This window comes from Streptomyces coelicoflavus (assembly GCF_003112555.1).
GTDB classification, from domain to species: Bacteria; Actinomycetota; Actinomycetes; order Streptomycetales; family Streptomycetaceae; genus Streptomyces; species Streptomyces coelicoflavus.
This window is the reverse complement of the sequence record NZ_BEWB01000007.1, coordinates 275,628-289,341: the sequence shown is the minus strand read 5'-3', so window position 1 is coordinate 289,341 and position 13,714 is coordinate 275,628. Positions and strand designations below refer to the sequence as shown.

The window sequence follows — 13,714 nt, the reverse complement described above, 5'->3', positions numbered from 1 at the left end:
GGCTTTCCTCAGTGGTGGTCGAGCAGTGCGCCGTGGACGGCGCGGGTGATCAGGGCGAGTGAGTGGGCGCCCGCGTCGGGGGTGCCGAGGGACTTCTCGGCGTGCGGGCGGGCCCGGCCCCGGCGGGGCAGCAGGCCGGCGGTCGCGGCGGCCGCCGCGGTGGCGGTGCCTGCGGCGCGGTCCCAGGCATCGGTGAGGGGCAGGCCCTCGGCGGTGGCGGCGGCCAGCGCGTCGGCGAAGGGGACCAGGACGTCCACCATGGTCTTGTCGCCGACCTCGGCCCCGCCCAGCCTGCGTACGGCGGCGGAGGCCTCCGTGACCCCGTCGGCGACCCGCCGGGCGTCGGGGACGTCCCGGTCGCCGAGGGCCGTGCCGAGCGAGCGCAGGATCGTGCCCCACAGGGCACCGGAGGTGCCGCCCGCCTTGTCGGCCCAGGCGTCGGCGGCCCGGGCCAGGACGGTGCCCGCTCCCCCGCCGAGCCCGTGGGCGTCGGTGGCGGCCCGCCGGGCGGCGGTGGATCCGCGCCGCATGCCGATGCCGTGGTCGCCGTCGCCGGCGACGGCGTCGATGCGGCCGAGTTCGTCGGCGTGGGTGTCGACGACGCGGGCCACCGCGTCCAGGGCGGCCAGGACGGTGGCGGCGGCCTCGCGGGAGGCGTCGGAAGCGGGAGGTACGGCGGTGGCTCCGGAGGCGGCCGCGTCGGATGCGGCGGTGTCCCGGGCCCCGGCGGTCGAGGCCGCCCGGTCCTGGTCGGGCTCCGGGGCGGCGAGGGCGCCCTTGCGGTAGGCGGGCGTGTCGGCCGGGGCCCGCCACAGCTCCTCCAGCCGGTCGTCCAGCCAGGTCAGGGTCAGCGAGACGCCGGCCATGTCGAAGCTGGTGACCAGTTCGCCGACCTCGGGGTCGACGATCTCCACGCCCGCCTCGCCGAGCAGCGCCGCGACCTCGCGGTAGACGACGAACAGCTCCTCGTACTTGACCGAGCCGAGGCCGTTGAGGATCACGGCGGCACGCTGTCCGGCCGGGGCGGCGACGTCCTCGGGGAGTTCCTCGAGCAGGGTCTCGACCAGCAGCCGGGCCGCCTCGTCGGCGGTGGGCAGCGCCTCCTCGCCGATGCCGGGCTCGCCGTGGATGCCGAGGCCGACGGCCATGCGAGCCTCGGGGACGGTGAACAGGGGGTGGTCGGCGCCGGGCAGGGTGCAGCCGGAGAAGGCGATGCCGAAGGAGCGGGTGCGGGCGCCGGCCCGTTCGGCGACGCGGAGCACCTCGCCCAGGGGCAGGCCCTGCTCGGCCGCCACGGCCGCCGCCTTGAAGACGGGCAGGTCACCGGCTATGCCGCGCCGCTTGGCGGACTCGTCGGGGCCCGCGCTCGAGATGTCGTCGGCGACGGCGAACGTCCGGGCCTCGATGCCGTCGGCGGCCAGTCGCTCGGCGGCCTGCCCGAAGTGCAGGACGTCACCCGCGTAGTTGCCGTACATCAGCAGGACTCCGGCGCCGCCGTCCGCGGCCCGGGCCACCGAGTGGATCTGCCGGGCAGAGGGCGAGGCGAAGACGTTGCCGACGGCCGCGCCGTGGGCGAGGCCGCGGCCGACCAGGCCGGAGAAGGCGGGGTAGTGGCCGGAGCCGCCGCCGACGACCACGGCGACCTGGCCCGCCGGGGTGGCCGCGGCCCGGACGACTCCGCCGGTGACCGGTCGCACCCAGCGCCGGTGCGCGGCGGCGAAGCCCTCGAGCGCCTCGTCGGCGAAGGCGGCGGGGTCGTTGAACAGGCGGGTCATCCTATGGCCTCCTTGGCCTGGTGCTCGGCGACGGCCGGTTCGTCGGTGCGGTGGCGGGCGGCGAGCACGATCATCAGTGCGGCGGAGAGCAGCATGAAGAAGCCGACGAGGTAGAGCGGTGCGTAGTAGCCGCCGGTCCAGTCCTTGAGCCAGCCGGTGATGTAGCTGGAGGCGAACCCGGCGATGTTGCCCGCGGTGTTGATCAGGGCGATGCCGGCCGCGGCGGCGGCTCCGGTCAGGAAGCGGGAGGGCACCGACCAGAAGACCGGCAGGGCCGCGAAGATGGCGCAGGCGGTGACGGTGATGACGGCGACCGTGGCCGCCGGGGAGCCCATGTAGAGGGCGAGCGGGATGGACACGCCGCCGACGACGGCCGGTCCGGCCACGTGCCAGGTGCGGGTGCCGTGGCGGGTGGCGTGCCGGGTCCAGAAGAAGAGGACGACGGCGGCCGGCAGGTACGGGATGGCGGTGATCCAGGCCTTGTCCATGACGCTGAACGTGGTGTCGTACTGGTCCTGGAAGCCGTTGATGATGGTCGGCAGGAAGAAGGCGAGGGCGTACAGGCCGTAGACGAAACCGAAGTAGACGGCGGCGAGGGTCCACACGCGTCCGCTGCCGAAGGCCTTCTTGAGGTCGCCCTTGGCGTGCTTGCTCTCGTGTCCGGTCTTCCGGGCGTTCTCGGCGGCCAGTTCGGTGGTGAGCCAGTCGCGCTCGGCGGGGGTGAGCCACTTGGCGTCGGCGGGCTTGTCGATCAGGTAGAACCAGGCGACGACGCCCAGGATGATCGCGGGCAGCGACACGAACAGGAACATCACCCGCCAGCCCTCGAGACCGAACAGCCCGTGCCGGCCGATCAGCCAGCCCGCGAGCGGGGCGCCGAACACCGTGGTCAGCGGCTGGGCCAGGTAGAACAGGCCCAGGATCTTGGTCCGGTGGCGGGAGGGCACCCACTGGCTGAGGAAGAGGATGGCGCCGGGGAAGAACCCGGCCTCGGCGACGCCGAGCAGGAAGCGCAGCGTGTAGAGCTGCTCGCTGCTGCTCACCCAGGTGAACAGCAGGGAGACGATGCCCCAGGTCACCATGATCCGGGCCAGCCAGCGGCGGGCTCCGAAGCGGTGCAGGGCCATGTTGCTGGGGACTTCGAGCACGATGTAGCCGAGGAAGAAGATCCCGGACGCGAAGCCGAACTGGGCGGCGGTCAGGGCGAGGTCCTGGCCCATGCCGTTCGGTTCGGCGAACGAGACGGCCGTGCGGTCCAGGTAGTTCACGAAGAACATCAGCGCCACGAACGGCACGAGGCGGACTGAGACCTTCTTGATGGCAGTTCTCTCGACTGCCGTGGATGGCGCTTGGGCACCCATGGGCGACTCCTCGGCTCGCCCGGACAACTCCGTCCGGGGTGGGTCACTCCGGGTGGTCCGCCACGGGGGCGGCCGACCGGTTCGTGTTCACGCTAAGCCTCCGGAACCAAATTGGTCACCAATTTACCAGTGTGGCGAGGGTCATAGATCTTCCCATGACCCAACCCTTGACAAACCACACCCGAAATCGCGACGAACTGCCTGGTCAGCCGTGCACGCGCGGCATCTGGTTGACTGGTGACCGTGACCAGTCAGCCTGATCAGCACAGCTCCGCCGCCGCGCCCGACCTCGCGCAGCTGCTGCGTCCCGTGGTGCGCGAGTCGTCCGTCAGCGAGGTCGCCAAGCGCCTCCTCGACCACCTCTCGGCCGGCGACATCCGGCCCGGCACGAGGCTTCCCGCCGAGCGGCAGCTCGCGGAGGCGCTCGGCGTCGCGCGGTCCAGCGTGCGCGGCGCGCTCTCGGCGCTGGACGTCCTCGGGATCATCGAGATCCGCCCCGGCTCCGGGTCCTACGTGCGCGAGGGCACCTCGGAGTTCCTGCCCCGGGCGATCAACTGGGGCCTGATGCTGGGCCAGCGGCGCACGCAGGACCTGGTCGAGGTCCGTACGTACATGGAGGGTGTCTCGGCCCGGCTGGCGGCGGAACGCGCGAGCGACGAGGACGTGGCCCTGCTGGAGCGGCACCTCCAGCACATGCGCGACGCGGGCGACGACGTCACGGCGTTCATCGACGCGGACATCGCCTTCCACCTGGAGACGGCCCGCATCGCCGGCAACACCGTGCTCAGCGACATCCTGCACAGCATCCGGGCGCTGCTCCAGGTCTGGATGGAGCGCGTCAGCGACATCGAGGGGACGGTCAGTGGCACGCTGTGCGAGCACGACGCGGTGCTCCAAGCGATCCGCGCCCGCGATCCGGAGGCGGCGGACCGGGCGATGGCCGAGCACATGCGGATGGCCAGCGCACGGCTGCGCGCCTCGGTGGACGGCGAGGCCTGACGGCTCCGTGGACGGCTCCGCGGACGGCGAGGCCTGACGGGTTCCCGCCCCGGCCGCGCGCGGTCTGTCGGACTCGTCGCGTCGTCAATAACCTGGCGGGACAAGGCCGTTGTCGACCGAGGAGCCTCATGTCCACCGCGCAGCAGGTCCCCGACATCCTCTCCCCCGAGTTCGCGGCGAACCCGTATCCCGCCTACCGGACGATGCGGGACAGCGCTCCCCTCATCCGGCACGAGGCGACCCAGAGCTGGATCGTCTCGCGCTACGAGGACGTGGAGCGCGTCTTCAAGGACCGGGGCGGGCAGTTCACGACCGAGAACTACGACTGGCAGATCGAGCCGGTGCACGGCCGGACGATCCTCCAGCTCAGCGGCCGGGAGCACGCGGTCCGGCGTGCGCTGGTCGCCCCGGCCTTCCGCGGCGCCGATCTCCAGGAGCGGTTCCTGCCGGTGATCGAGCGCAACTCCCGTGAGCTGATCGACGCGTTCCGGCACACCGGCCGCGCCGACCTGGTCGCCGACTACGCCACCCGGTTCCCCGTCAACGTCATCGCGGACATGCTGGGCCTGGACAAGGCCGACCACGACCGGTTCCACGGCTGGTACACGTCGGTCATCGCCTTCCTCGGCAACCTCTCGGGGGACCAGCAGGTCGCCGCCGCCGGTGCGCGCACCCGGGTGGAGTTCGCCGAGTACATGTTCCCGATCATCCGGGAGCGCCGCGAGAAGCCGGGCGACGACCTGCTGTCCACCCTGTGCGCCGCCGAGGTGGACGGCGTGCGGATGAGCGACGAGGACATCAAGGCGTTCTGCAGCCTGCTGCTCGCGGCGGGCGGCGAGACCACCGACAAGGCGATCGCCGGCATCTTCGCCAACCTGCTGGCCCACCCGGACCAGTTGGCGGCCGTGCGCGAGGACCGCAGTCTGATCCCGCGTGCCTTCGCCGAGACGCTCCGCTACACGCCGCCGGTCCACATGATCATGCGTCAGACGGCGACGGACGTCACGCTCAGCGGCGGCACGATACCCGCCGGCGCCACCGTCACCTGCCTCATCGGCGCGGCCAACCGGGACGAGAGCCGCTACCGCGATCCGGACCGCTTCGACATCATGCGCGACGACCTGACCACCACGACCGCCTTCTCGGCCGCCGCCGACCATCTCGCCTTCGCGCTCGGCCGGCACTTCTGCGTCGGGGCGCTGCTGGCGAAGGCGGAGGTCGAGACCGGGGTCGGGCAGCTCCTGGACGCCCTGCCCGGCCTGCGGACGGAGGACGGGTTCGAGGTGGTGGAGCGGGGCGTGTTCACCCGTGGGCCCCAGTCGCTGCCGGTGCGCTTCACTCCCGCGGCCTGACGGGCCGTACGGGTCAGGCCACGACGGGCGTGAAGACGGCGGGCAGCGTCGTCAGACCGCGCATCCAGATGGACGGGCGCCAGGTCAGCTCGCCCGGTTCGACCGCGAGGACGAGGTCGGGGAGGCGTTCCAGCAGGGTCTCGACCGCGGTGCGGGCGATGACGTCGGCGAGCAGGGGTGCCGGGTAGGGGCAGCGGTGCTCTCCGTTGCTGAAGGACAGGTGCGCGGAGTTCTCGGCGCCGACGTGCGCTTCGGGCCACAGCTGCGGGTCGGTGTTGGCCGCGGCGAGACCGAGGACGAGGCAGTCGCCGGCCCGGATCTGCCGTCCGCCCAGCTGGGTGTCGTTGACGGCCCAGCGGCCGATGAAGTTCTGCGTGGGGGTGTCCAGCCACAGCACCTCGTTGAGGGCCTCCCCCACGCTGAGGCGGCCGCCGGACACGTTGAGGGCGAAGCGCTCGTCGGTGAGCAGCAGCCGGAGCGTGTTGCCGATCCAGTTGGCGGTGGGCTGCTGGGCGGCGGCGATGACGGAGATCAGGTCCTGGACGATCTCCTCGTCGGTCAGCCCCGCCGGGTGGGTCAGCATCCGGGAGGTGACGTCGGGTCCCGGCCGGTCGCGCTTGTGGCGGACCAGTTGGTGGATGCGCTCGCCCACGCGCGTGTACGCGGCGACCGGGTCGTCGCCCTCGGCCGCGTCGAGGGAGATGCGCAGGTCCTCGACGAGTTGCCGGGTCTCGACGCCGTTGTGCGGCATCCCGCACACGCGTACGGCGGCGAGCATGGGCAGGGGGTGTGCGTAGCCGCTCATCAGCTCGGCGCGGCCGCTGCCCGCGAAGGCGGAGATGAGCCGGTCGGCGAGGTGCCGGCAGTCCCGGGCCAGTTCGAACTGGTCGATGCCGGCCAGTGCCTGGGTGATGACGCCGGCCCGCCGCCGGTGTTCCTCGCCCTCGGTGAACAGGACGGACGGCTGATGACCGACGTAGGGCAGCAGGGGCCAGTCGGGTGGGATGCTCCCCCACTGGTTCCAGCGGCGCGAGTCCCGTGCGAACAGATCGTCGTGGCTGGTCACATAGCTGACCTCGGGGTAGCCGAGGACCAGCCAGGCGGGGATGCCGCCGTCGAGGAGCACGGGCGCGACGGCACCGTGTTCGGCGCGCAGTCCGCGGTACAGGTCCGACGGTGTCTGCTGGTACTCCAGGCCGGCCAGCGGCACGGCGTCGGGGTGCGCGGGGCAGCCCGGTGCGGCGACGGGGCGGGGTGCGGGGTCGAGGTCGGTCACGATGCGCTCTCCTGGGCCAGGGCCAGTTGGTAGAGGTGGTCCACGAGGGTGACCAGCACGTTCTTGCCCGACGTCCGCACCCGCGCGTCGCAGTCGATCAGCGGCACGTGATCGGGCAGCGCGAGGGCCAGCCGGATCTCGTCCAGGGAGTGCCGGGCGGTGTCGTCGTCGAAGCGGTTCACGGCCACCACGAAAGGGGTCCTGTGGTGTTCCAGCCGGTCTATCGCGTACCAGGAGTCGTCCATCCGGCGGGTGTCGACGAGGACGACCGCGCCGAGGGTGCCGGAGAACAGCCGGTCCCACAGGAACCAGAAGCGCTCCTGGCCGGGGGCGCCGAACAGGTACAGCACCATGCGGTCGTTGAGGCTGATGCGGCCGAAGTCGAAGGCCACCGTGGTGGTGGTCTTCGCGGTGACCGAGCCGGTCTCGTCGACGCCGACTCCGGCCTGGGTCATGACCTCTTCGGTGTTGAGCGGCCGGATCTCGCTGACGGAGCGGACGAGGGTGGTCTTGCCGACTCCGAAGCCGCCCACGACGACGATCTTGAGTCCGGTCTCCGCGGCGTCGGTCAGGGGCTTGCGGCCGCTAGAGGTTGCGGAGCCCATGGAGCACCTCCTGGAGAAGGGCGGTATCGGGGTGCGACGCGGCGGTCTGCCCCAGGCGTGGATGGCGGGCGGTGATGTTTCCGGTGGCGAGCAGGTCGCCGAGCAGGATGCGGACCACCGTGATGGGCAGGGCCAGCTCGGCGGCGATCTCGACCACGGCCGTGGGGTGCCGGCACAGGTCGAGGATGTGGACGTGTTCCGACTGCATGCCGGCCGACGGCCCGCACTCGGCGACCACCAGGGTGACGAGGTCGAAGGAGTCGTCGGCGCGGCTGCGCCCGCCGGTGACCGTGTAGAGCCGGTCGGGTGCGCCGGTGTCCACGGGCCTGCGCGTCACGACGAGCCGCTCCCGGGAACGGCGTGGCGCGGCTCGGCCCTCAGGTGGTCGCCGATCTGGTCGACCATCTCGGTCATCTGGTGGCCGACCACGCCGGGATCGGCGTCCTCCACGGCGACGACGGCCAGGTGGGCGCCCTCACCCGCCTCCACGATGAACAGCAGGCCGCCGTGGAACTCGGTCATGGAGTGCCGTACGCCGCCGGTTCCGTTGCCGAACTCGACGGAGGCGCCCTGGGCGAGGGCCTGGATGCCCGAGCAGATCGCGGCGAGCTGGTCGGCCCGGTCCAGGGTGAGGTGTTCGGTCCAGCAGAGCTTGAGGCCGTCGCGGGACAGGACGAGGGCGTGGCGGGTACCGGGGGTGCGGTCCAGGAGGTTCTGCAGGAGCCAGGTGAGGCTGTTGTCGGTGGTCTGCATGTTGGGTGCGGGGACGGTGGCTGCTGGTGCTGGGGTCACCGGCCCGTTCCTCCAATCTCACGAGCGACACGAGCGGTGGGAGCGAGGGGCACCGGTGCGCGCCGTGCGGCGCGCCGCGATGAGGTGTGAGGGGGAAGCGGTCCGGCGCGCCTATCCCGGAACCGGCGGTTCGGAGTCCGGCGCGCCGCCGGTCGCCCCTGACCGGCGCCCGCGGTGGAAGGCGCCGAAGCTGGCTCCGGCGTCGCGAGAGGCCGGCACGGCCGGGCCGGCGGGCGGCCGGTGGTGGTCGCGGCGTTCCCGCTCGGCCTCCGCCTCGGCCATCGTGCGGCCGGGGGCACGCATCGGCAGACCGCCCGGCGTGGCGGCCGCGGGAGCGGATCGCGCCGTCTGGCCGGGCAGGCCGGTCCGCTCCACCGGCCGGACGTCCGGGACGCGCCGCGCGATTCCCGTGGCCTCCGCGGCGGGGGCGGGACCGGGGACGGCGGAGACGCCGCCGCCCCCGAAGGTGCGGCCGGTCAGGGCCGGCCCCGGTTCCCGTTGCTGGGCGAGCAGCTGGGGCGGTACCAGGACGACGACGCCCGTGCCGCCGCGCGAGGACGGCCGGTAGCTCACGCCGACGCCGTACTTGGCGGCCAGCCGCCCCACCACGGCGAGGCCGAGGCGGGTGCCCTGGAGCGAGGCCAGGTCGTTCGTCCGCCCCGACACCGCCTGTTCGGCGTGGCGCATGGCGGCGTCGGCCATCTTCAGCCCGCTGTCCTCGATGGTGACGACGATTCCGGCGGTACGTTCCTCCACGTAGACGTGGACCTCGTCGATGGGCGGCGAGAAGTTGGCGGCGTTGTCCATGAGTTCGGCCAAAAGGTGCATGACGCCCTCGGCCGCGTAGCCGGAGATCGCGGCGTTGGTGGAGCAGTGCATGCGGACCCGCTGGTAGGCGGCGATCCGGCCGACCGCGCCGCGCAGGATGCTCTCCATCACGATGGGCCTGTTCCAGGCCCGGCTGGAGCGCCCGCCCATCAGGAGGGCCAGGCGGTCGGTGATGAGGCCGAGCTGCGAGGTGCTGTGGTCCAGGCGCAGCAGGTCGCCGAGGACCTCCTCGCCGTGACGATCCTGCATGTCCCTCAGGTCGGCGAGCATGCTGACGGCCTTGGCCTGGACGCGGCCGAGGGACTTGGCGGAGGCGGCCTGGGCGGCGGCGGTGCGCCGTTCGCTGTGGGCCAGTTCCCGGACGAACAGCTCGGCGCAGGCACGCGCCCCTGCTCCGCGCGGCCACTCCAGCTCGGCGAGCACGTTCTCGGCCGAGGTGCCGTCCCGCAGCTTCTCCACGGCGGCGGGCAGAGTGCCCTCGGTCAGCCGTTCCAGCTCGGCGGTGACTCCGTGTGCCTCCTGAACCGCCTGCTGCCGCCGGGACTCGGCCTCCGCCGCGTGCCGTACGGCGTCCTCCACCAGTACGGCGAAGCTCTGTACGACCTGACGCAGGTGGGGGCCGGAGGCGGGTGCGGCGCGGGCGACGGCGTCGTCCGCGCCGGTGCCGTCGCGCACGTGCTGCGCGATGCCCGGCAGCGCGACGTTGACCAGGTGGGCGAGGCCGGCGTTGTCCTGCGCGAGCCGGCCCTTGAGGGCGCTGATCTCCGTCCGCCGGTCCGCCGCCGTCCGGCGTGCCCGTCCGACCAGGTAGGAGCCGAGGCCGACGGACACGGCGACGCACAGCCAGGACGTGACGGCGAGGGTCGCGGTCCAGCTCCGGGCGGTCTCGGGAGCGGCGGCCCAGGCGGCGCCCGCGGCCGCGGCGGTGGCCGGCAGCACGAGCAGCGGGACGGCCGGGGTCGAGCGGACGGGTTTCTGCGTCCGGGGCGGGGTGGGGGGTGCAGACACTGACATTCCGCGGTCCCTCGGGTCCTTGAGAGCGGGGAAAAAGGCCGGTCGACCTGCGGCGGCCGCGGGCCGGAGCCGTGTCACCGGGTGAGTGGTGATCACTCCGGCGGGCTTGCGGCTCATGCTAGTCAGCGCGTCGGCCCCGCATGCCGGACCGGCCACAGACCCCACCGAGGAGCGAACTTTCCCGACATCTCGCCAATCGAACGCAGCGATGTGGTACTGGCGTTCTTGTCGGGGCGGGTGTTCCCGGACGGGCCGTCCGGGGACACCGTCTGGACGAGCGTGGGATGCGGTGGGGCCCGACTCCGGTTCGGATGGGTGCCATGCGCAGACCCATAGCCGTGGCGAAACGCCACTCACGCCTGCTCACCTCAGGCGTCATCCTCGCCGCCCAGTCACTTCTCCTGACCCTGTCCGCGGTCCCGGCCTCGGCCTCGCCCCCGGCCCCGGCCGACGACACCCGGACGCCCGCTCGCGGTACCGCCCACATGGGCGAGGGTGTCCTCGCCCACGAAGGGGTCCAGGGCCGGCCCGTCGGCACCCGTGTCGCCCAGACCGAGGGGGTGGACGTCTCCAGCCACCAGGGCAACGTCGCGTGGTCGACCCTCTGGAAGAGCGGCGTGAAGTGGGCCTATGTGAAGGCCACCGAGGGGACCTCCTACCGGAACCCGTACTTCGCCCAGCAGTACGGCGGTTCGTACGACGCGGGCATGGTCCGCGGCGCGTACCACTTCGCGACCCCGGACACCGCCGGCGGTGCCGCCCAGGCCGACTACTTCGTCGATCACGGCGGTGCCTGGTCCAAGGACGGCAGGACGCTGCCGGGCGTCCTCGACATCGAGTACAACCCGTACGGGGCGACCTGCTACGGGCGGACGCACAGTCAGATGGTGAGCTGGATCCGGGCCTTCCTGGACCGGTACAAGGAGCGCACCGGCCGCCACGCCGCCATCTACACCTCCACCAACTGGTGGACGCAGTGCACCGGGAACTACAGCGGTTTCGGCGCGAGCAACCCGTTGTGGATCGCGCGGTACGCCTCGACCGTGGGGGCGCTCCCGGCCGGCTGGGACTTCCACACGATGTGGCAGTACACCTCGTCCGGGCCGACCGTGGGCGACCACGACAAGTTCAACGGGGCGCTGGACCGCGTCAAGGCCCTGGCCAACGGCTGACGCGGACCGGTGGAACGCCGGCCGCCGTTCAGCGGCCGGCGAGGGTGGCCAGGATGTCGGCGACCTGCTCGCGCACCACGTCCCGGGTGCCGGCGGGCAGGGCGCCGATGTCCGTGCGTTCCAGGGTGTCCAGGGCCTCGTCGGCTCCCGCGTCGCACGCGGTGCTCTCGCTGAGCACGTCGTAGCCCTCGCGCACGGCGACGCGCAGCCGGTGCCGGCCCCCGCCGTCGGCGTGCACGGCGGTGGCCACCACCAGGGGCGGCGGGCCGCCGGCTTCGGCGGGCTGCTTGCGATAGCCGCTGACCAGCGGGGTGTGCCAGCGCAGACCGAGCAGCAGGTGACGCTTCGCCATCACCTCGGCCAGATCGGTCTCGTAGGGACGGTCGGGGCCCAGCACCCTGGCGCGGGCGTCCAGCACGAGGGCCGCGGGCAGCAGACAGCGCAGGCTGCTGCCGACGAGGTTGCCGCCGACGGTGGCCGTCCGGCGTACCGCTCCGGTGCCCACCGAGCCCGCCGCCCGGCGCAGCACCTCCGGCACCCGGTCGCCTATGCGGTTCAGCACCACGGCCGCGCCCAGCGACCCGGCTTCGACGGCGGTCGCCTCGGGCAGTCCGCGCAGTGACATGGCCAGGTCCGGAAAGCCGTCGCGCTGCCAGGTGGCCCACACGAGCGTGGCTCCGCCGACGGGCACCGCCCCCTGCGCCAGGCACTCCTGTGCTTCGGACACGGACGTGGGCTGACGCAGCAGCATGGCGATCGACCTGCTTCCCGGGAGTCGGCGGCCGGACGACACCGCGTCTTCCGCCGGGTGATCACGGTCACTGGGATTGTCCGTACCGCCGAGGGGGCGCGTACAGGGCTCATGCGTTTCCCGTGTGCGCCCTTCACGCGCCGCTCCGTCACCCGAGCGTGCCGAGGAATTCCAGCAGCACGGCGTTGAACCGGTCGGGCTGCTCGGCGCCCGGGAGGTGGCCGGCCTCCTCGACGACGGCCAGGGTGGAATGCGGGACCAGGCGGTGGATGGATTCCGCGTCCGCGACGGGGGTGTAGGCGTCGTCGGCGCCGACCACGACGAGGACGGGTGCCCGGACGGCGGCCAGGACGTCCCGGTAGTCGGGTCGTTCGGCCCGCCCGCGCAGTGCCGCCGCGGCGCCTCGGGGGTCGGTGGCGCACATCATCTCCAGGACCCGGGCGGCCACCTCCGGCATCCGGGTGACGTTGTAGCCGGCGAGCATCTTGTCGAGGACCTCGTGCGCGTAGCCGTCCATGCCCTCGGCCAGGAGCCGGTCGGCGAGCCGGTTGCGGAACTCCTTGCCCTCGGGGGTCTCGGCGGGGGCGGAGGTGTCGGACAGGACGAGGGCCCGTACCCGCCGGGGGTGGCGGAGCTGGAACTCCATGCTGATCTGTCCGCCCATGGAGACGCCGCCGACCACCGCGCGTTCGATCCCCAGGTGGTCCAGGAGCCCGGCGAGGTCGTCGGCGAAGTCGGCGAGCAGCACCTTGTCCGGACCGACGCTGCTACGGCCGTAACCGCGCAGGTCGGGGGTGAGGACCCGGTGGCCGGCCGCCGCCAGTGCCGTGGCCTGCGGCGCCCAGAGGGTGCGGTTGAAGGGGTGACCGTGGATCAGGAGGACGGGAAGCCCGTCGCCGGGGCCGACGTCGTCGTATTGGAGCGTGGCGCCGCGCACGGTGGTGGAGTTCATGCACGGGACCCTAGGTCCCGGGCGGAGCGCGGTGTACGCCGTCTCACGGGCCGAGCAGCGCGTCGGCCAGTTCGGCTCGCAGTCGTTCACGGTCCTTGCGGACCAGTTCGGGGACCTGTGCGTTCCACGTCGCCGCGGCCCGGTCCAGGGCCTCGGCGCCGGCCCGCCGGGCGCGGCGTCCCAGCACGGCCGCGGCGAGGGGCAGGAGCGGGCGGGCGACGGAGCGGCCCGTGACCCGTGCCTTGACGGTCACCTGCCAGCGTCCGTCCGGGGCGGGGCGCGGCACGACCGTGACGGTGACGCGGGCGAGTGCGTGCGTCAGGGTTCCGCTCAGGGGTGCGCGGGAGGGGCGGCGGCCGTGGCCGGTCGCCTGCCACCATCCGCCGAGGTCGAGGTCCGCGCGTGCGGTGCCGCCCAGGTACTTGGCGCCCTTGCCGCCGCTCGGGCGCAGCGTCGCCGACACCCGCGCCCCGCGCGGCCGTTCGGCGCTCGTGAGCGCGAGGGCGCAGTCCAGCCGGGCGGGGCGGTCCGGGTCGTCGTCGACGGTGACGATCTCCAGCGCGGTCTCCCGGCGGCGGTTCCAGGCGAGCACGGTGACGCACTGGTCCGCGTCCGGTTCTCCGTCCTTCTCGTTCACGGGCCGGTACCGCGCGCCCGGCGTCAGGTGCCGTCCCTGTGCCAGCACCAGGCCGGGCAGCGGGCGGCCGTCGGGCAGTCGCAGGCACGCTCCCTCGGCGTCCGTGTCCTCGGCCAGGTCGTGCAGCGTGCCCACGCACGACTCGAACCAGCGGCGCGGTACGGGGGCGAGGGTCACGGTGTGCTGAAAACGGGCCATGC

At 73.0% G+C, this 13,714-nt stretch carries 13 protein-coding genes; 3 read left to right on the top strand and 10 right to left on the bottom strand.

Features of this window, described 5'->3' with window-relative positions; translation table 11 throughout:
- Positions 1 to 8: 8 nt before the first annotated feature.
- Both Sco07f_RS18955 and Sco07f_RS18950 read right to left on the bottom strand, forming a co-directional pair.
- Positions 9 to 1,775, bottom strand: coding sequence for a dihydroxyacetone kinase family protein (locus Sco07f_RS18955; RefSeq protein WP_108988528.1), 1,767 nt, complete (start codon positions 1,773 to 1,775; stop codon positions 9 to 11).
- On the bottom strand, positions 1,772 to 3,136 hold the full coding sequence (locus tag Sco07f_RS18950; RefSeq protein ID WP_007389562.1) for an MFS transporter: 1,365 nt from the start codon (positions 3,134 to 3,136) through the stop codon (positions 1,772 to 1,774). Before Sco07f_RS18950 ends, Sco07f_RS18955 begins: the two co-directional genes overlap by 4 nt.
- A 237-nt stretch (positions 3,137 to 3,373) precedes the next feature.
- On the opposite strand from Sco07f_RS18950, the gene Sco07f_RS18945 reads away from it, so the two are divergent.
- Positions 3,374 to 4,135 carry a FadR/GntR family transcriptional regulator gene (locus tag Sco07f_RS18945; RefSeq protein WP_087788349.1) on the top strand — a complete coding sequence of 254 codons (762 nt, stop codon included), beginning with the start codon at positions 3,374 to 3,376 and terminating at the stop codon, positions 4,133 to 4,135.
- 128 nt (positions 4,136 to 4,263) lie between these two features.
- Positions 4,264 to 5,487, top strand: coding sequence for a cytochrome P450 (locus tag Sco07f_RS18940; protein ID WP_007389556.1), 1,224 nt, complete (start codon positions 4,264 to 4,266; stop codon positions 5,485 to 5,487).
- Between the two features lie 13 nt (positions 5,488 to 5,500).
- Here Sco07f_RS18940 and Sco07f_RS18935 read toward each other — a convergent pair whose 3' ends face one another.
- From Sco07f_RS18935 to Sco07f_RS18915, 5 genes are all read right to left on the bottom strand, one after another.
- On the bottom strand, positions 5,501 to 6,763 hold the full coding sequence (locus Sco07f_RS18935; RefSeq protein ID WP_087788350.1) for a cytochrome P450: 1,263 nt from the start codon (positions 6,761 to 6,763) through the stop codon (positions 5,501 to 5,503).
- Positions 6,760 to 7,368: a GTP-binding protein gene (locus Sco07f_RS18930; protein ID WP_007389560.1), complete on the bottom strand. Its 609-nt coding sequence runs from the start codon at positions 7,366 to 7,368 to the stop codon at positions 6,760 to 6,762. The genes Sco07f_RS18935 and Sco07f_RS18930 overlap by 4 nt, the downstream gene beginning before the upstream one ends.
- Positions 7,349 to 7,705, bottom strand: a complete 357-nt coding sequence (locus tag Sco07f_RS18925) for a DUF742 domain-containing protein (RefSeq protein WP_007389559.1) — start codon at positions 7,703 to 7,705, stop codon at positions 7,349 to 7,351. The genes Sco07f_RS18930 and Sco07f_RS18925 overlap by 20 nt, the downstream gene beginning before the upstream one ends.
- Positions 7,702 to 8,121 (bottom strand): roadblock/LC7 domain-containing protein, encoded by a 420-nt coding sequence (locus Sco07f_RS18920; RefSeq protein WP_007389558.1) that lies wholly within the window; start codon positions 8,119 to 8,121, stop codon positions 7,702 to 7,704. The genes Sco07f_RS18925 and Sco07f_RS18920 overlap by 4 nt, the downstream gene beginning before the upstream one ends.
- A gap of 150 nt (positions 8,122 to 8,271) precedes the next feature.
- Positions 8,272 to 10,002, bottom strand: a complete 1,731-nt coding sequence (locus tag Sco07f_RS18915) for an ATP-binding protein (RefSeq protein ID WP_108988526.1) — start codon at positions 10,000 to 10,002, stop codon at positions 8,272 to 8,274.
- 320 nt (positions 10,003 to 10,322) lie between these two features.
- On the opposite strand from Sco07f_RS18915, the gene Sco07f_RS18910 reads away from it, so the two are divergent.
- Complete coding sequence (locus Sco07f_RS18910; protein WP_007389552.1) at positions 10,323 to 11,174, top strand: lysozyme; 852 nt, start codon at positions 10,323 to 10,325, stop codon at positions 11,172 to 11,174.
- 28 nt (positions 11,175 to 11,202) lie between these two features.
- Here Sco07f_RS18910 and Sco07f_RS18905 read toward each other — a convergent pair whose 3' ends face one another.
- The 3 genes from Sco07f_RS18905 to Sco07f_RS18895 form a co-directional block, all read right to left on the bottom strand.
- Positions 11,203 to 11,925, bottom strand: coding sequence for an FAD binding domain-containing protein (locus Sco07f_RS18905; protein WP_087788352.1), 723 nt, complete (start codon positions 11,923 to 11,925; stop codon positions 11,203 to 11,205).
- A gap of 148 nt (positions 11,926 to 12,073) precedes the next feature.
- On the bottom strand, positions 12,074 to 12,877 hold the full coding sequence (locus tag Sco07f_RS18900) for an alpha/beta fold hydrolase (RefSeq protein ID WP_108988524.1): 804 nt from the start codon (positions 12,875 to 12,877) through the stop codon (positions 12,074 to 12,076).
- Between the two features lie 43 nt (positions 12,878 to 12,920).
- A complete protein-coding gene (locus tag Sco07f_RS18895; RefSeq protein WP_244942071.1) occupies positions 12,921 to 13,712 on the bottom strand; it encodes a hypothetical protein in 792 nt (263 codons plus the stop codon).
- Positions 13,713 to 13,714 lie beyond the last annotated feature (2 nt).